Here is an 18,780-nt window from a genome sequence, read left to right as displayed (position 1 = left end):
ATTATACAGCGGTAGAATAGCCTTTTGCACACAAAAACCATATTTATCCACCAAGTTATCCACTTTATCCACAACTTTGTGGATAGTAAGGAGTCATTCTATCCCCTAAACCCTTTTCGTTTCGAAAACTATGCTGGTTTGGCTTTGGGATAGTTACCCACAAATTACACTGGATATGTGGATAACTATAATAACACCTTGACAAATGCATCATTCCACTCCTCAATGTACCTCCATAATAAGACAAAAGCAGACCTTTGTCGTTCAAGGCCTGCCCGTCATTTATTTACTATATGCCATGCATATTTACAACGAATTGCAATTGCTACTATTGCCGCTGTAGATGCGATCTGGCAAAAGATGTTTTACGCATGTGCTTCTTGTTCATGATGTTCGGAAGACTCGGCCTTCAGCCCAGCAGCATTACAAGCCGCTACATAAGCCAAACCGGCAGCCATGACGATATCATTATGTGTTGCTGTTCCCCGGAACTCACGTCCTGCACGTTCCACGGTAACTACAGCTTCTGCACTTGCACCCTCTCCACCACTCAAGGCATGCATCTCCATATCTACAAATGCAATATCATCCGAAATGCTCTGACCAATCGCACGGATGGTTGCATCCACGGGTCCACCGCCAACAGCGGAGTAAGATTGTTCTCCAGCGCTTGTGCGAATGCGAACGGCGGCCATTCGATCCGTCATACTGCCCGCTGTCACCTGCAATTCAACCAGTTCATAGTCCTGTGCAGGAATATTCATAGTCTGGCTAACCATCTGTAATAACTGGTCGTCACTGACCACTTTTTGCTGGTCTGCGGTTTCTTTGAACACCTCATACAATTGCTCCATCTGTTGCTCATCCGGCTCAAAACCGTATTTGCGAACCCGATCCTTCAGGGCGTGACGACCGGAGTGTTTGCCCAGAATAATCATGCTGCGTGGGATACCCAGCGCTTCCGGGTCCATAATCTCATAGGTGCTCCGATTCTTCAGCAGACCATCCTGATGGATGCCAGATTCATGCTGGAATGCATTACGTCCCACCACTGGTTTGTTGTACGCAATCGGGAAGTGCATCGCACGGCTAATCTGACGTGAAGTCTCATACAGCTGATTCAGCTTAATGTTCGTCGTTGCACCAATTGCGTCTCCCCGAGTCTCCAGCGCCATAATCAGCTCTTCCAGTGCACAGTTCCCCGTCCGTTCTCCGATACCATTGATGGTCACTTCAATCTGGGTAGCTCCATTGGCAATCGCAGCCAAACTATTGGCTACGGCCAGGCCCAGATCATTATGACAGTGGGCACTATAGCGAACCTGATCGCCGCCCCTTGCACCCTCACGCACCCGGCGGAACATCTCACCATACTCATGTGGCAGGGCATATCCGACCGTATCCGGCAGATTGATAATGCTCGCTCCAGCTTCAATGGCGACTTCAACCATTTCAATCAAATCGTCCATCTTGGTACGGGCAGCATCCATGGCTGTGAACTCTACGATGTCCGTGAACTGGCGTGCATAAGATACCATCTCACGAGCGGTAGCCACCACTTCACTGCGCGGACGGCGCAGTTGATGCTCAATATGAATATCCGAGGAAGAGATAAACAGGTGAATTCGGCGCCGTGCTGCATCCGCTGTTGCTTGCACAGCTGCATCAATATCACCTTTGACCGCCCGCGCGAATCCGCAGATTTCCACGTTCTGCAACTGTCTCGAAATCGCCTGAACCGCCGCGAACTCACCTGGACTGGAGATCGGGAATCCAGGCTCAATGACGTCGATACCCAGAGAAGCCAATTGGTGTGCCAGTTCAATCTTTTGCTCGGGTTGCAGACTTGCTCCTGGTGCCTGTTCTCCATCACGCAGCGTTGTATCAAAAATTTCAATCATGCGTTTGTTATTAGTTGTTGTCATATCCATCAACCTCCATCAAATTTTTATAAATATTTTCGTTATGATCCACGTGCCACAGAACACCCACTGATCGCCGTCCCTGTTGTTATATGTTTTGTTTGTAAACGCGTATGTTGTTTGTAGCTTAGTCCTTGGTGATCAGTAATACCTGTTGAATGTTTCGTGCCTATACTTGTTGTTCAATGTTCATTACTGGTTCGTTGTATATCCTGCTTACCCTCATGACAGAGTGTACGTCGACTTACACCCTGATCCTCTGACTTTTCAATCTCCATATGGTTCTTCCCATGCCCACCCTGCTGCCGGCAGCAAACACAAATAACCCGCCATCTCATATAAGAGACGGCGGGTTATTATCCCCTCCGCGGTACCACTCTCGCTTGATGGGCCAGGCTTGCGCCGGACTCCATCCACCTCGTCGTCTCCGAAATCCACTGGATGTACGTACACGCACGACACCACTGGAATTCGGAGAAACACCCTATAACGGGGGTTAACCGTTGCTGTGTAACACATGTTGTTGTCCATCAGGACAACTGGGCGATTGATATCGTCCCCACGCTTCCACAACTCCGTTCCCGGGCGAGATTCGAAGGATTCCAGCCACTGCGTCGCACCACCCCGCAGCTCTCTGAGCGCTTTCTCGTTCTACTGCTCCCGTTCATCACATTTATAATATGACCTAACTTCATTCAGCCTTATTTTGAAAATCAAAAAAGCCTGCCACCTCATGCAATAATGCAAGAGACGACAGGCTGTTCACCTTCGCGGTACCACTCTTGTTGACTTCATTCCTGTTCATTCAAGACAACCCCTGAATGCTTTCGCATAATCGGATCACTTGAAGCAGCCTGAAAGCCCCCTCAGTTATCGTCAGTTGATCCTTGTAATAACGGTCCTACCAACAACGGCCCATTCACGGAGGCAACCCGTAACCATGTACTTTGGGCCATGATCGGCCTTCGGATTCTCCCAGGGAGTCACCGTGTTCCATCGTTCCGCTTCCAGGTGAGTTTCAGGTTTCCTTCGACTGCGTTGCACCATACCGCAGCTCTCTATAACCGGGAATGACCTTACTATTCCTGTTCATCGCGTTTATCAGTTCAGGAATCTGAATTCCTGTTTAAATTTGTAACTAAATATACATTCTTTACATCCCTGCTGTCAACTCTTAATCTCAAACTGCCTGTTTATATAAACTATAAGTGCGTGTTCAAAAAGATCGGTTTTCAGTACCGAGAAGATGGGATGAAGCTAGAAATGGAGTAGCGGAGCGTAGTCAAAACTACGTGAGCAACGGACATTTCGGCTGAATCCCATCTTCGATGCTGATGATGCCGCTAGGCATCATTCGTAATCAAAAGCGGGCTTTTTGAACAACCTCTATAAGGACTGAACGGACCATTCCTCCAGAGAAAGTCCCGGATCTGCCTTCGCATCAAATTCAGCAATTTCTCCCCGCTGCCATTTCAGATACGCAGCTGCTCCTATCATGGCCGCATTATCCGTACAATATTCCATTGGCGGGATTAACAGTTCAAGCCCTTCCTTCGTGCATCGCTCCTGTAATGCCGAGCGTAACCCCCGGTTAGCTGCAACACCACCGCATAATAACAGTTGACGTGAACCATATTCACGAACTGCTCTAACGGCTTTCTCCACCAGTACTTCAACAACAGCTTCCTGGAAACCACGTGCAACCGCAGACGGCTCCAAGGTTTCTCCGCGCATTTTGGCCTGGTTGAGCACATTCAGTACAGCAGACTTCAGACCACTGAGACTGAAATCGTACGAACCTGCTTCCAGCCATACCCGTGGTAATGGCACTACATCCTCCGCTTCAGACGCCATCCGGTCCACATGCGGGCCTCCCGGATAAGGACAACCCAGTGCACGTGCTACTTTGTCATACGCTTCGCCTACGGCATCATCACGTGTACGACCAATCAGTTTGAACTTACCCTCGGATTCCATATGCACGAGTTCTGTATGTCCACCAGATACGACCAGTGCCATCGCTGGATATTGCAGTTCATGAGTAAGTCGGTTGGCATAGATATGCCCGGCAATATGATGTGTGCCAATGAGCGGTTTGCCCAGTGCCATCGCCATCGTTTTGGCCGCAACGATACCCACCAGCAGTGCTCCGACCAGCCCAGGCCCCTGTGTTACGGCAATTGCACTTAGATCACGTGGACGAATGCCGGACTGTTCGATCGCCTGTTCCAGCATCAACGTAATGACTTCAACGTGTTTGCGTGAAGCCACTTCAGGTACAACACCACCAAATGCCTTATGCGTCTCGATCTGACTTGAGATCAGATTGGACAGCACTTCCCGTCCATCTTTGACTACTGCTACCGATGTTTCATCACAGCTTGTCTCCACCGCCAAAATATAGGATGGTGCAGAATTTATTTTTTCATTGAGTTCGTTCATGAATCCAGTACGCTTCCTTCCTCTTCGCCGCTCCGGCCTGCGGACGGCAAGTTCGCCCACATAATCATCGCATCTTCCCCATTATCGGAGTAATACCCTTTACGAAGACCCGCCGATTCAAACCCTTTTTTCTGATATAAACGCTGTGCAATGCTGTTCGAGACTCTGACCTCCAGCGTCATTCGTTCCATCCCGAGATAAGCCGCTGTGCTCATTAATTCATCCAGTAACTTTTCGCCAAGCTTGCGTCCACGATACGCGCCTCTGACTGCAATATTGGTAATATGGGCTTCATCCATGATTGTCCACATACCTGCATAGCCGATGGCTTTTCCTTCTAATTCCATCACCATATATTTAGCAAAATGATTGTGTGTCAATTCATTTTGAAATGCTTCTTCCGTCCAGGGCAGGGTAAAGGCCTCATGTTCAATCTCCATCACATCGGGAATATCCGCGAGTGTCATGAACCTGAACTGAAGCGTTGCTTCCTGCTTATTATTCGCCACATTGTCCATCTGCTTCCCCTCCCCCTTTAGCCTTTGCGCAGCAGATTGGCTTCCGCTTCAGACAGCTGGGTGTAGTTCGGCACCAGCGCATGCACGTCATCACGCTGACCTGCAAGCAGCGCGGCGGCGCCAAGGCGCCCAACCCAGCGGCCTTCCAGTTCATAAGGTACGAGCTGGAGCGCCGTTCCTGCGGGGCAGCGAAGCTCCGCCGCTGCCGCAGCATGAGGGCCCGTCTCGCCGACGATCCAGACGGCTACGGGCCGCTCTTCCGGCGCCGCCTCCGCCATGCGGGCGGCGAGGGCTTCCAGCCATCCGTCCATCTTGCGGATGGCATCAGGCGCCAGACGCCGGGGCGCATCGCTCCCGGCGGAGGCAAACAGCGCGGTGCACGCTTGACCGCGCCGTGCATCCACAAGCGGAACGATCCAGTGGACAGGGGCAGCACCTGTGCTGCCCTGGTCCGCGGATGGCGTTCCGCCAGCCCCTGCTGCGGCATCTTCTGCCGCAGCTTCCGCCTTGGTGGCAAGGCCGCTGTGCCAGCCGCCCCAGGCGATGGCCTGAAGGCTGGACACCCCGGCTACGGGGATGTCCCACGCCCAGGCCAGTGTCTTCGCCGCGGTCACCGCAATGCGGATGCCCGTGTACGAGCCTGGGCCAACGCCAACGGCAATGCCGTCAAGTTGCCCAGGCTGTGTGTTGCTGGCGGCCAGCAGCTGCTCCATCACCGGTACGACGTGTACCGAATGGTTACGCTCAGCCCGTTCATTGCGTTCTTCCAGAAGCGCATGATCTTCCATCATCGCAGCTGCCATCACTGCGGTGGATGTATCCAACGCCAAAAACCGCTGACGCGGCTCTTTTTGTAAATCTTCCATCATCATTTGACTCCATTCTGTCTGAACTGTCGGCATATGGCTGCATAAGTCTCGCCGTACCCATCCAGTGTAATCGTTCGATCCTCCAGGCCCGTTGTTTCAATCTGCACATGCAAGTGCTCTTGCGGCAGCAATTCGGGAATTATACTCGACCACTCCACCAGACTGACTCCGGCTCCATAGAAATATTCATCAAGTCCAAGCTCATCCGCTTCTTCCAGCGATATGCGATATACATCCATGTGATATAAAGGCAGACGCCCTTCGTACTCCTTGATTAGCGTGAATGTGGGACTGCTTACCACATCACGTACACCCAAATGCCAGGCAAATTTCTGTGAAAATGCCGTTTTTCCCGCCCCCAGATCACCATCCAAAGCAATCACCATGCCGGCGTTTGCCTGTCTGGCGAGTGCGGAAGCGAGTGCTTCTGTATCTGCAATGCCATGGGATTGATACACCCACTGCTCGTGCGTCTGATTCAATATTCGCCCCACCTTTGGCGGTCCAGCCGCCTGAGTTCACTTTGAACCTTATTATATCGGTCCCTTTCTTCCCCCGCAACATCCAAGGAGGCGAGCGGAAATATAACGTGCATTATTAGACATGTTTCAAAACTCGCTTCCTTCGAAGTTTCAGACACCTATTAGGAAAAACCAAAAAACCGGCACCTCCCGGTACCGGCCGTGTTATACATATATTTCAGCTTTTATTCATTCTCGAATGCCTCAATAACTAAATGCATCTTGTATCTACTCCTCCAAACGATCCACACGAACCGTCTGGGTATTTCCCGGCCTGCTGCCAACCTGAACGGTTGCCATGCCATTGGCTTCATCCACATTCTCGATCCAGACTGGATCTCCCTCCAGCGTAACGGCAATGGTATCCTTCGAATCATAGATCGCTTTGGCGCGCTTTGCATCCATCATCTTATTCATACTCCCCTTCCGGATCATCATGTGACTCTCGAACCATGCTATCTGTTGTACTTTCACCAATATAACCGTTATCTTCCGTAACCTGTCCCCCGCCTAACCCTTCATTCACCATCCGATCAATGTCGAGCATGAACGACTCACGATCAAGGGGCAATTCTTCCGAAGTGACCGCTTCCCAGTTTACAGCTGTAGCAGGTGTATAGAATTCTTCAGCACTTTCGGCTTCAGCAAGAGGGTACGGAGAAAATGCATGCTTGTGTGCTTCTTCCTCATCACGTCTATTCTTCAATATTGCACCTCCCGGCATATGTGCTGCGAGAATAACTACCTAATCCCATGCTCGTCTTCCTGTCGGAATCCAAACATGTTTCTGTTATCATCCCCGAGTCTCGCCGAACCATACGAATTCGTTCGTCTACAAGACGATTATCCCTCGCGCCAGATGCCCATACTATTAAATATAAAGGTACCTCAATGAAAGGAGCCGATCTATGCATACCGTCTGGAAAGGTGCAATCAGTTTTGGCCTTGTGCATGTCCCTGTCAAAATGTTCTCGGCTACCGAAGACAAAGACATCTCCATGCGCTATATCCATAAAGTCTGCGGCAGCCCGCTCGCTTATGTTCGTCAATGTCCATCCTGTGAAGTGGACGTGAAGTGGGAAGAGATCACCAAAGGTTATGAATATGAAAAAGGAAAGTTTGTACTCTTCGAGAAAGATGAATTGGAAGCGTTAAATGATTCCACCAGCAAAACCATTACCATACTGGATTTTGTCGACTTGACTGAGATTGATCCGATCTATTTCCAGAAAACATATTACCTATCGCCCGATCAGGCTGGTGGAAATGCCTACCAGCTCTTGATGAACGCCATGCGGGATACCGGCAAAATTGGCATCGCCAAAATCTCCATTCGCTCGAAAAGCAGTCTGGCTGCAATACGTGTGCTGGAAGATTGCCTCTCCATGGAGACGATTTTCTATCCGGACGAGATTCGTCCTGTCTCCCAGGTGCCCAACTTGCCGGAAGTGCAGAACGTGAATGAAAAGGAACTCACGATGGCAAAGTTGCTGATTGATCAATTGTCCACACCTTTTGAACCCGGTAAATACACCGATGACTATCGCAGCAAACTGCTGGATCTTATCCAGCACAAAGTGGCAGGTGAAGAAATCAAAATTGCTCCAGCCAAACCTGAAGCCAATGTGATGGATTTGATGGCTGCCTTGCAGGCAAGTATCGAGGCCGTGAAGCCTATTCCGGCTGACCCTGGGACAACAACGGCCAAGCCTAAGAAACGTGCACCGCGAAAAACGCCTGCTCAAGCGGTTGCCGGAGGAGAATCCGATACACCTGCTGCACCAGCCAAAAGAAAAAAGGCGACACCCAAACCAAAAGTTTGAATGTCGCTAAGGCAAGACCGATTCCGTTATATGCGTGTGTAATGCGTTCAACTCAAGTCCGGCTTTACAGTCGGATTTTTTTGTTTTACAGAACTATTGAAGCAGTTCTTGTCAATAAAACTCCAGTTATAATTGCAAAATACAATTGACGAAAGCTGATTTATATTTTATATTAACTTATGAAAAGTAACTTATTTATGAATATACAGTCACCCTGTAATTCTACTTCAACAGTATGCAATTAAATAATCCGTTTTCAACGCATATACACAATTAAACGAGCACCCATATTATCTATTATCAGGAGGAAACAATCATGAATACAACATATCAAATCCCTGCCACAACCCATCTGGGTGAAGTGAGTCTGCGAATTATGAACCTAGACCGTTCAATTAAGTTCTATACCGAAGTGGTTGGATTAAAATTACTGAAGCGTAGTGGCAAAGTGGCCACGTTGACAGCCGACGGAAAACAGTCCCTGCTGCGATTGGAAGAGCTCACGGATGGAATTACCCTGCCGGAACGCTCACACGCTGGCTTGTATCATTTCGCCATCCTGCTGCCTGACCGTAAGTCCCTGGGTCTTGCTCTTCGTAATCTGGCTGCATCCGGTATCGATATCGGCCAAGGCGATCACTTAGTCAGCGAAGCCTTCTATATCTCCGATCCCGATCAGAACGGGATTGAGATCTATGCGGACCGTGCACGTGATACCTGGAAACGGGATAGCGACAATAACTACGTGATGGCAAGTGATCCTGTTGATGTGGAAAGCCTGTTTGCCATCTCGGAGAATGAACCTTGGCAGGGTCTGCCTACTGGCACCGTTATTGGTCATGTACATTTCCACGTCCGCAGCCTGGAAGAAGCTCGCAACTATTACACTGGCATACTCGGTTTTGATATCGTGGGTAACTTCGCCAACATGTCAGCACTATTTGTATCCGCAGGTGGCTATCATCATCATCTGGGACTTAATATCTGGGCGGGAGTGAACGCACCTGTTAATCCAGATAACGCTACAGGAATTGACTACTTCACCATTGTGTACGCCACACAGGAACAATTGGATCAGGCACTTGAGCAATTGCGTCAATCCGGTGCAGTCGTTACCCAAGTGGAGGGTACCTGGTTTACGGTAGACCCACAAAATATTCGTATACGTCTGACAACTGCGAACTGATTTTGTTTAGGCGTTACAATATGTTTGCTTAACCTCATTTTAATAAGCCCGGGTAACTGATTTCTCTACATCACAGAGAGATCAGTTACCCGGGCTTTTTGAGTTGGCTTTTATAAAACTGGCACAATTGGTGCATTCTAACCAATACATAGACAAGATATGTTAAGGAGATACCTCATGATCGAAAAGGGACGTTTGACAGTTAGACAGCTCGCTTCACTCATGTTCCTGTGCACAATTGGGGAGCAGATTCTGGTCTTCCCTTCCATGATCACATCCTACGCTCATCAGGATGCCTGGTTATCAGCCTTATTGGGAGTCGTAGGGGGCTTGGGAATACTCTTCATTATGCTAGTTGCCTACAAACTGCATCCCCGGTTAAATCTGATTCAAAATGCTCTTCGAACACTGGGACCCTGGATCGGAACCTTGTTTGGCTCTTTTTATCTCTTTTATTTCCTGATCAGTACCTCAACGTTCATTAGGGAGATTGGCGATTTTATGTCTACTCAGATCTTGCCGGAATCTCCATTACTGATTCTGCATTTGGTTTTTATGTATGCGCTTGTCTGGGGGCTTCTGTCGGGTCTGGAGAGCATTGGTAAAACTGCTGAGGTCTTTCTTCCTCTGATCGTGTTGTTTCTGCTTATTCTGACGGTGTGTCTAATCCCCCATGTACGTTTGGCCAACATCCAACCTGTGCTGGCACAAGGGTTTCTTGATCCATTCAAAGGTTTTGTTGCTGTACTCACCTATCCCTACTGTGAGCTATGCATCTTCATGATGTTTTTTCCCTACACTAAAAATGAACCCCATCTGAAGAAGGACATCCTGTTAGCAGGGATGATTGGCGGATTGTTACTCACACTGACGCTAAGTATGTGTCTGCTCGTCATGGGACCATGGATGACCCAGCATCACTGGTTCGCTTCATTCAACCTTTCACAGAAGATCAATATCGGAAACTTTATGCAACGCATCGAAGCTTTCATAGCATCGGTCTGGATTATTGCAGTTTTCTTCAAAGCCGCTCTGTTCTTCTACGGTTTTGTCCTGGGCCTCGCTCATCTGTTTCGCTTGTCCAGTCACCGTTCTCTGATCCTGCCGGGTGCCATGCTTATTCTCGCCATGTCTATTCTAATCTCTCCAAACGAGAACTTTTATCTCAAGGTCGTTATTCCCTATTGGATTGATTGGGATCTGACCTGTGGCATAGCACTTCCGTTACTGCTCATTCTGGTGCATCATATGAAATCCCGTTTTCAAAAAATATAACTAAATTCCAAATTAACCTGCGCTAATTGGTTGATACGAGAGAGGAGTTCCCCATGTTCAAACCGTTGATTCCGTTCGAACCTATCTCCAGAGATACTTTGCCCACCGGACCGCAATGGATTGCCCAGGTCAAGTGGGATGGAGTCCGCATGCTTGCCTATGAGGACGGGCATGAGTTGCGCCTGGTGAATCGCAGATTACATGATCGAACCGCACAGTATCCCGAGCTGGTAACACCACGCAATCTATGTTCAGGCTCCTCTTATATCTTAGATGGAGAAGTTATTGCGCTGGACCCAGACACCGGAAAACCTTCGTTTTATCACGTTCTGCGGCGGGATCGGATGAGCAGACCCGAAGGTATCGCCCAAGCCATACATCAGATTCCGGTCACATATATGGTATTTGATATCCTGTTCTATGAGGGGAAATGGGTGACGGATCAGCCTTTGGCAGATCGACAGCGCCTGTTGCACGAGGTCCTTAACAACGCTCCCCATGTTCAGGAGGTCACCAATACACTTGATGCCTCTTCCCTGCTTACGGTCATGAGACAACATCAGATGGAAGGCATCGTCTGCAAGGATCTCACCAGCAGTTATGGCATACAGGGCAAGGATCAGCGCTGGCAGAAGGTCAAAATCATGCATGATGTATATGCGATGATCGGGGGAGTCACGTACCGGAGCGGTATTGTGAATGCCGTCGCGGTCGGTGTATATGATGGGCCTGATTTTGTCTATATTGGTCATGTCGGGACTGGCAAATTGAACTCCAATACGTGGCGGGAACTCACACATCAAGTCGAGCCTCTGATCAGGCAGGACAGACCGTTCCATAATGTACCCGAGCGCAGTGCAGAGACCACCTGGGTGGAACCGCGAATAGGAGTCAAAGTGCAATATATGGAGCTGACTCATCATAACACTCTACGCCATCCCAGTATCCAGACCTTCGCGGATGTAACCCGCGAGGATTGCCTGGCGAACCAGCTTCTTCCATGATGAAGAGTTCGCTTCACTCGTGTTTCGGCCCATGTTTCAATAATTCATTAAGCACATAGGAGGTGTTCCACATGGCCCCCAAGATCCAGGGAACCATCATAATAGAAGGCACAGAGCTGACGGTCACCAACCCGGACAAGCTCTTATGGCCGGAAGTGGGTGTTACCAAAGCCATCTATCTGCAAAAGCTGGCCGCTCTGGCTCCTTATCTGCTCACGTATACGAGCAATCGACTTCTCACCACGATAAGGTATCCCCACGGCGCTGGAGGAACATTTTTCTATCAAAAGAATGCCCCTGAGCCTGTACCAGATTATGTGCGCACTGAAGTTCACGACGGCATCCGATATGTGGTCATGAATGGACTTCCCGAATTGTTATGGCTTGGTAATCTGGCTGCACTTGAATTTCATCCTTCTCTGCATACTGTGGGAAGCCATCTGCCCAGTGAATGGATGATTGATCTGGACCCTTCTCAGGAACATGAACCGCGGATCATGCAAGCTGCACTCATCGTTGGCGAAACCCTGACTTCCCTTGGTCTGAGGTCCATTCCCAAAACTTCGGGCGCAACAGGAGTTCAGATCATCGTTCCCATTGTGCAAGGTGTAACCTTTGATGAATTGAGAGAGGTTGGTTATTTTGTCGGCAAATATGTCACTCAGAAGCACCCGGATCTGTTCACACTGGAACGACTTAAAAAGGACCGTGGAGACCGCATTTATTTTGACTATCTCCAGCATTATGGAGGCAAGACCCTTGCCGCTCCCTATACACCACGTGCCAAATCCGGCGCCACTGTCTCTACACCCCTTACCTGGGATGAGGTTAGAAGCAACGTCTCCATCCAGGATTACCATCTGATGAACATTATTGAACGCTTGAACCAAACCGGTGATTTAATCGCAGCTGTTGAACCCCAACCGGTAGAGCTCATTCTCAAACATTTGAAGAAAAAATAGCCGACTCCCTCATCACAAGGGTGTCGGCTATTATCATTCATGTATATATCAATCGCTAATGGATACCTTTTTTCTTGAAACGTCCGCCCTTCACGTCATGAATGTTACCGATAGCCACAAAGGCTTGCGGGTCCCAATCTTCAACGATGGTCTTCAGCTTCGCTTCTTCCAAACGGGTAATCACGACAAAAATGATCTTTTTCTCGTCCCCGCTGAATCCGCCCTCTCCATCCAGGAAAGTTACACCACGACCAAGACGGTCTGTCAGGGCTGAACCGATATCACGATATTTCTCACTAATGATCCATACCGATTTGGACTGGTCAAGTCCTTCATTCACAATATCAATCATCTTCATCGCAATATAATATGCAATCATGGAATACAGGGCATTCGGCCAGCCGAATACAAATCCTGCACCTGCGAAAATAAACACGTTAATGAACAATACGATCTGTCCTACAGACAAAGGTGACTTCTCACTAAGCAAGATCGCCACAATCTCCGTACCATCCAGTGAACCGCCAGACCGAATGACAAGTCCAACACCCACACCCAGGATCAATCCGCCAAATACAGCTCCGAGCAAAGGCTCCCCTGGTGTTAATGCAGGTACATGGTGCAATAATGATGTCCCGATGGACATGACCACGATCCCCAGCAGCGTGGATAACGCAAATGTTTTACCAATCTGCTTGTAACCCAGAATCAGGAAAGGCAAGTTAAGCAAGGTCAGGAACACTCCGAGTGGCAGATGTGTAAGTTCTGACACCATAATTGAAATCCCCGTAATCCCACCATCAATAACACCATTCGGTACGAGAAACACTTCAAGCGATACAGCCATTAGTGCAGCACCGATCAGAATCATCACAATACGTTGCAGCAACTTTAATGTAAACACCGAGCTTTTGACCCCGCGGTCAGCTTGCTTGGCTGTTAGTTCTTTCACCGTTACATTGGACATGGTATCCCCCCCGTTAAATCAGTGTGTGAATCCATTTTATAAATCATTTAAATACTCAGGGTGAATCTACATATGGAGAACAGCAAACTGCGTTCTATATGTACCCTGGCTATACAGCGCAAGCATCTAAAGGCGATATAAAATGGATTCAAAATGTTATTCATCCCGGTTTGCACTTTCAAAAGAGAGCAAAAGGGAGCCTGTTTTCCCGCAGACTCCCCTCCTTCGCCAAGACATGATTTATATATCTATTATATCATAAAAGATCAAATTTGCGCAAAATACTTAGCAAAAAGAAGATAAATTCACAAAAAGTGAACTTATCTTCAGAAATCTGCCCTAAATCGGCTAAAGAAGCGGTGAAAGCATCCGAGAAAGCATTTCTGCGCCTTTTTGCCGTCGTGAACGCTTCTGAAATACCTCCCCATCGATCTGACTGCATTCCCCGAGATCACGTTCAAAATCAGTGATCAAACGACGAATCGGAGAGGACTCGAACAGGACAGCCGTTAACTCAAAATTGCAAAAAAAACTGCGCATATCCATATTGGCCGTGCCTACCGTTGCAAGCAACTCATCCACAATCATCACTTTGGCATGTACAAAACCTTTGCGATATTGGAAGAACTCAACACCTGCTCGCAGAAGTTCCTCTACATATGAAAGGGATGCCAAATGAACAAGCTTTGAATCGGATTGATATGGAATGATAATTTTCACATCAACGCCACTGACAGCAGCTGTTTTGAGTGCCTCATACAGGGCAGGATCAGGGATAAAATAAGGTGTGGTAATGTATATCCGTTCACAAGCTACCGAAATGGCCCCAAAACACATTTCCTGAATGGCATCCCAGTCCTGATCCGGCCCACTGGCCAGAATCTGAATTCGTTCTTCCCCGCTACAGATATGGGGTGGAAATAATTCCGCAAGTTGGGGTTCGGTAATTCGCTCACCGGAAGCCAATTTCCAGTCGTTCAGGAATGTACTTTGCAGGAAATATACGGCATCTCCCTCGATCTGCACATGTGTATCCCGCCAGAAACCCACCTCTGGATATTGTCCAAGGTAATCATCGCCTACATTAATGCCACCCACGAAACCAACCTGTCCATCCACAACAACAATTTTACGGTGATTCCGGTAGTTGACTCTTCGGTCAATCGTTGCAATCAGTGGCGGTAGAAAATAATGAAACTCCACACCTGCATCTTGCAGTTTGCGGATAAAACTCCAGCTCATCTTGTGACTGCCGAGACCGTCACAAATAAACCGAACCTTCACGCCCTCCTGAGCCTTGCGAATCATGACATCCTGAAACTTGGTGCTGATGACATCATCACGGAAAATGTAAAATTCCACATGCAGATGGTGCTTTGCTTTTTCCATTTCCCTCAGCATTGCCGCAAACGCCTCTTCACCATTTGTGAGCACCGTACTGTGGTTACAACCTGTAATCGGGCTCTCCGACAGATGGGATAACAGGTTAAACAATCGATGCTGGTGGCTGAAACGATCGCCAGGCATCTGTTCGACATCTCCAATGATGTGGGCTTGTTCCCAGATCGTTTCCTTCATTTCACGGAAGATGCGCGATCCACCCTTGCGGAGTTTTTTTCGTTTGTTATAGTCCTGCGCCACGAAATAGTACACCACAAAACCGATCAAAGGCACGCAGAACAAAATAAACAGCCAAGCCACAGCTTTAGCCGGATTACGAAATTCCAGTAAAAGAATTGTGGCTGCCTGGAAAATAAATACGAGTAATATAATGACCAGCCAGAACATTCGGCTTCCTCCTCAAGTGGCAAGCTTCATGGCCTTGCCTTTCTCTCACCTACACATCTTTGACGATTATGTATACAGCTAATCATAGATACCCAATGTACCCCCTATTCGTAACGTTTGCTTAGATAAAACTTTACATAAGCAGACGGAATACTTGATTCTGGAAATTCAAATTTGCACTTCGTTCATTGTATATTCTGACTGTGTTACCTTCTACATATCAGTTTAATGATGGAGCAGATTCGCATTGTGACGCCAATCTGCTCATTTCACCTTCCAGACTCTTCCTCATTTCTTTGTCTGGAGGTGGTCTTCTTACGTAAAATTAGATATAATAATCGTTAAAAACTTATTACCTAAAGGAGAAGAGCAGTGAATGGAAAGTGAGAGGTATGCGTTAAATTTAGTATTGGTTGCTTTTTTGATAGGACTTTCGGCGTTTTTTGTCGCAGTGGAATTCGCTCTGGTACGGGTTCGTCCGAGCCGGATCGATCAAATGATTGCAGAAGGAAACAAGCGTGCGCTGGCTGTTAAACAAGCCGTTGCCAATCTGGACGGATATTTGTCTGCCTGCCAGCTTGGAATCACGATCACATCTCTGGGACTGGGCTGGCTGGGTGAACCAACGGTAGAGAAGATTCTCCACCCTGTGTTTGAAAGCTTGCAAATTCCTGAGGCGGTTTCTTCATTCTTATCATTTGTAATCGCGTTTGCTTCCATCACGTATCTGCATGTTGTGGTTGGTGAACTCGCTCCAAAAACGATTGCAATCCGGAAAGCCGAGACTGTTGCACTGCTGACGTCTACACCTATCATCTGGTTTAACCGAATTATGTATCCTTTTATCTGGCTGTTAAACGGCTCAGCGAACCAACTGGTGAAACTGTTCGGAATCAAACCTGCTTCTGAACATGAAGATGCACACTCCGAAGAAGAGTTGCAGATCATCATTAATGAAAGCTTTGAAAGTGGTAAAATCAACCAAGCCGAGTTCGGTTACGTAAGCCGGATCTTTGCTTTTGATGAGATGTTAGCCAAAGAAATCATGGTACCCCGGACCGATATGGTCTGCCTTTATGTGAATAGAACAAACGAGGAAAACCTGGAGATCATTCGTGAAGAACAATATACACGTTTTCCAGTAGTGAATGAGAGTAAAGACGATATCATCGGTATCATTAATACGAAACAATTCTTCCTGGAACTTTACGGAAACGATGAACCTGTTGATCTATCCTCCCTGATTCAGCCTGTATCGGCTGTTCACGAAACAACTCCTGTGAAGGACTTGCTCAAGAAAATGCAGAAGGATGGCGTACATATCGCCGTACTTGTCGACGAATATGGAGGAACTTCCGGAATTGTAACCATCGAGGATGTGCTTGAGCAGATTGTTGGTGAGATTCGCGACGAGTTCGACGCAGACGAAGTGGAAGATATTCAAGTCATCAATGAGAACTATGTCATTATGGATGGCAAGGTTTCCTTATCAAAGGTGAACGACATGTTTATGTCCAGCCTGGATGCAGATGAGTGGGACACCATTGGTGGATGGCTCTACAGCCATCGTCCCGAGATGAACGAACAGGAAGAATATGAGTTCGAGAATCTAATCTTTGTTTTGCTGGAAAAAGACAAAAATCGGTTCTACAAAGTGGCCGTTGTTCCCAAGGAACCACTGACCATGTCTGATTATACTGATGAAGACGAGAAAGAGTCCAATTGGTCTAAATAAAGCAAATTTATAAATAAAAAGAGGAGCACTTGCCTATTTGGGTAAGTACTCCTCTTCTTATTATATCTCGCCCTATCCGTCACTTCTCCAAGTTATCATTCAACCCAAGAATGGAACTCCCATTTTTAGTTTGATTTTAATACCCACTTCGCAATATCATTGATAATGGCTTTGGAGACATTAGATGGCTCAACGTACTCTTGACCGATCGAAAGTCCATCATAGCTGGATAAAAGATGATTTACCTTTGGATAGCTATTGTACGTTACATTGGAATGACCTTGAAGAGACGATTTCCAGGTTTGGAATTGATTCATAGACACTTGCACATCGTTTTCGCCTTGTATAACAAGCATAGGTGTATTTTGTGTTTTAGCCAGTTCCGCAGGCACATAATCTCTCTGCTCAAACCACCAATACGCAGGTTGAAGTGGAAATGCCTCAGGAAGATGATCTACAGAATATTTTGGATCTTTAACTATCGCAGCCACATTTTTATAAAAATCAGCTTGCCCTTGAATGACATCCGTGTCTAAACCAAGCTGCTTCATCCGCTCTACCAATTCGTCCTGCTGCTCGGTAAGCACATCCACAAAGCTACTACTTGGTGCAGCAAGTAAAATACTTCCTGCAATATCATGTTGTTTATCCTCAGCAATGATTAACGGCATTGCAAACCCGCCTTGACTATGTCCAGCTACAAAAATCGCTGTAGAATCAATATGTGTATTCTTTTTAAGCAATTCCACTGCATCGTTTACTTGATCTACGCTCTCTTGTTTTAATGTGAATTTAGGCTGTGAAGCCACCTTATAGGTATGCTCATACGTGACCTTATCGTATCTTAATACAGCAACTCCTTGTGAAGCTAAACCTACCGCAAGATCGCGAAACGGCTTTGCACCACCAATGGCAACATCTTGATTGCTAGGCCCAGATCCGTGTACCAGAATGACAACCGGGAAAGGTCCCTCTCCCTTGGGCAAAGTTAATGTCCCTGGCAAAGCTAAATCACCCTGACCAACCGTAATGTCTTGTTCTGTATAGGTAGATGGGTCGTCGTAGCTTGGTTTTTGATACACATCTGGCGTAGCGGCGGCAATATGCAAATCATCCACAAGTCCGTTAAGATTCATTCTGACCGTAATATTTAAAGGAGTTAGCTCTGTTTTGAACGTATAGGTAACATTGCGATGCACTGTATTATTTTCTACATGCTTAGCTATGGCTTCACTTGTAATTTTGCCATTTTGTCCTTCTAAAGCTCCCCACAGCTGACTCAACAACGTGGGTGACAACACTCCACTCACAGAGGTATGAACATACTTGGCAGCCTCCTTGCCATCGCCCTCACTAATAAGGGAAATGAATATATCCTCAGGTGCTGCCTTCAGCGTCTCGGAAAGAAATGCCCCATCCATATAGGTAGTTCCTTTCGTTAACTGAACAGGATTGTCTAAGGATATGGCTTGCCCATTCACCATCGCCTGTTTCTCTCCTACCTTAACTACAATCGTAAGCTCACTTTTTCGTATTGTGATTTCTCCTGTCTTTTGTTGCCAAGATACCTCAGCCCCATTCTTTTCTGCAATCTCACGAATAGGAACAAGATTTTCACTACCAGCGGATTTTTTAGCAGCTTCTGAGATGGATGTTACCGGAAGGATGAGACCTACGAAAGTAAGAGAAAGTAATAGCTTTTTCCAATTGTTCATTGTAATAACTCCTCCTAATTAATTTCATCTATCATATGCATAGCATTATGAGC

Annotated in this window: 16 protein-coding genes and 1 other annotated feature; of the genes, 6 read left to right on the top strand and 10 right to left on the bottom strand. The window is 47.3% G+C overall.

All coding sequences use genetic code 11. The annotated features are described in order from the left end of the window. Positions 1 to 365 precede the first annotated feature (365 nt). The 7 genes from C161_RS06790 to C161_RS06760 all read right to left on the bottom strand — a co-directional run bounded on the left by C161_RS06790 (position 366) and on the right by C161_RS06760 (position 6,978). The gene (locus tag C161_RS06790) at positions 366 to 1,925 is read right to left on the bottom strand and encodes a 2-isopropylmalate synthase (protein WP_036668956.1); all 1,560 of its coding nucleotides are present in this window, start codon (positions 1,923 to 1,925) and stop codon (positions 366 to 368) included. Positions 1,926 to 2,260: 335 nt separating this feature from the next. Then, positions 2,261 to 2,599: a binding site (T-box leader), on the bottom strand. A 709-nt stretch (positions 2,600 to 3,308) separates the two neighbouring features. Then, complete coding sequence (gene tsaD / locus C161_RS06785) at positions 3,309 to 4,364, bottom strand: tRNA (adenosine(37)-N6)-threonylcarbamoyltransferase complex transferase subunit TsaD (RefSeq protein WP_036611272.1); 1,056 nt, start codon at positions 4,362 to 4,364, stop codon at positions 3,309 to 3,311. Next, positions 4,361 to 4,882 carry a ribosomal protein S18-alanine N-acetyltransferase gene (gene rimI, locus C161_RS06780; RefSeq protein ID WP_036668955.1) on the bottom strand — a complete coding sequence of 174 codons (522 nt, stop codon included), beginning with the start codon at positions 4,880 to 4,882 and terminating at the stop codon, positions 4,361 to 4,363. Before rimI ends, tsaD begins: the two co-directional genes overlap by 4 nt. 17 nt (positions 4,883 to 4,899) lie before the next feature. Further along, entirely contained in the window at positions 4,900 to 5,748 is an 849-nt protein-coding gene (gene tsaB / locus C161_RS06775) for a tRNA (adenosine(37)-N6)-threonylcarbamoyltransferase complex dimerization subunit type 1 TsaB (RefSeq protein ID WP_036669213.1), read from the bottom strand. Positions 5,749 to 5,750: 2 nt separating this feature from the next. Next, a complete protein-coding gene (tsaE, locus tag C161_RS06770; protein ID WP_036668953.1) occupies positions 5,751 to 6,233 on the bottom strand; it encodes a tRNA (adenosine(37)-N6)-threonylcarbamoyltransferase complex ATPase subunit type 1 TsaE in 483 nt (160 codons plus the stop codon). A gap of 267 nt (positions 6,234 to 6,500) precedes the next feature. Beyond that, a complete protein-coding gene (locus tag C161_RS06765) occupies positions 6,501 to 6,677 on the bottom strand; it encodes an H-type small acid-soluble spore protein (RefSeq protein WP_026081228.1) in 177 nt (58 codons plus the stop codon). A 4-nt stretch (positions 6,678 to 6,681) separates the two neighbouring features. Beyond that, positions 6,682 to 6,978, bottom strand: coding sequence for a hypothetical protein (locus C161_RS06760; RefSeq protein WP_036668952.1), 297 nt, complete (start codon positions 6,976 to 6,978; stop codon positions 6,682 to 6,684). A gap of 202 nt (positions 6,979 to 7,180) precedes the next feature. Between C161_RS06760 and ku the strand changes: the two genes are divergently transcribed. The 5 genes from ku to ligD all read left to right on the top strand — a co-directional run bounded on the left by ku (position 7,181) and on the right by ligD (position 12,522). Then, the gene (gene ku / locus C161_RS06755; RefSeq protein ID WP_017690092.1) at positions 7,181 to 8,095 is read left to right on the top strand and encodes a non-homologous end joining protein Ku; all 915 of its coding nucleotides are present in this window, start codon (positions 7,181 to 7,183) and stop codon (positions 8,093 to 8,095) included. 316 nt (positions 8,096 to 8,411) lie between these two features. Continuing rightward, entirely contained in the window at positions 8,412 to 9,281 is an 870-nt protein-coding gene (locus C161_RS06750) for a VOC family protein (protein WP_036668950.1), read from the top strand. Between the two features lie 177 nt (positions 9,282 to 9,458). Beyond that, the gene (locus tag C161_RS06745) at positions 9,459 to 10,556 is read left to right on the top strand and encodes a GerAB/ArcD/ProY family transporter (RefSeq protein ID WP_036668947.1); all 1,098 of its coding nucleotides are present in this window, start codon (positions 9,459 to 9,461) and stop codon (positions 10,554 to 10,556) included. Positions 10,557 to 10,609: 53 nt separating this feature from the next. Beyond that, positions 10,610 to 11,560 carry an ATP-dependent DNA ligase gene (locus tag C161_RS06740; protein WP_036668945.1) on the top strand — a complete coding sequence of 317 codons (951 nt, stop codon included), beginning with the start codon at positions 10,610 to 10,612 and terminating at the stop codon, positions 11,558 to 11,560. A gap of 71 nt (positions 11,561 to 11,631) precedes the next feature. Next, positions 11,632 to 12,522, top strand: coding sequence for a non-homologous end-joining DNA ligase (gene ligD / locus C161_RS06735; protein WP_036668944.1), 891 nt, complete (start codon positions 11,632 to 11,634; stop codon positions 12,520 to 12,522). Positions 12,523 to 12,577: 55 nt separating this feature from the next. Here the strand turns inward: ligD and C161_RS06730 are convergent, their stop codons facing one another. Next, positions 12,578 to 13,489, bottom strand: coding sequence for a YitT family protein (locus C161_RS06730; RefSeq protein ID WP_036668942.1), 912 nt, complete (start codon positions 13,487 to 13,489; stop codon positions 12,578 to 12,580). 348 nt (positions 13,490 to 13,837) lie between these two features. After that, entirely contained in the window at positions 13,838 to 15,277 is a 1,440-nt protein-coding gene (cls, locus tag C161_RS06725) for a cardiolipin synthase (protein ID WP_036668941.1), read from the bottom strand. A gap of 376 nt (positions 15,278 to 15,653) precedes the next feature. On the opposite strand from cls, the gene C161_RS06720 reads away from it, so the two are divergent. Continuing rightward, a complete protein-coding gene (locus tag C161_RS06720) occupies positions 15,654 to 17,012 on the top strand; it encodes a hemolysin family protein (protein ID WP_036668939.1) in 1,359 nt (452 codons plus the stop codon). 125 nt (positions 17,013 to 17,137) lie between these two features. Here the strand turns inward: C161_RS06720 and C161_RS06715 are convergent, their stop codons facing one another. Further along, positions 17,138 to 18,727, bottom strand: coding sequence for an alpha/beta hydrolase family protein (locus tag C161_RS06715; RefSeq protein ID WP_036668937.1), 1,590 nt, complete (start codon positions 18,725 to 18,727; stop codon positions 17,138 to 17,140). Between the last annotated feature and the right edge of the window lie 53 nt (positions 18,728 to 18,780).

Source organism: Paenibacillus sp. FSL R5-192 (genome assembly GCF_000517845.1).
Taxonomy (GTDB): domain Bacteria; phylum Bacillota; class Bacilli; order Paenibacillales; family Paenibacillaceae; genus Paenibacillus; species Paenibacillus amylolyticus.
This window is presented reverse-complemented; position numbering and strand designations above follow the sequence as displayed.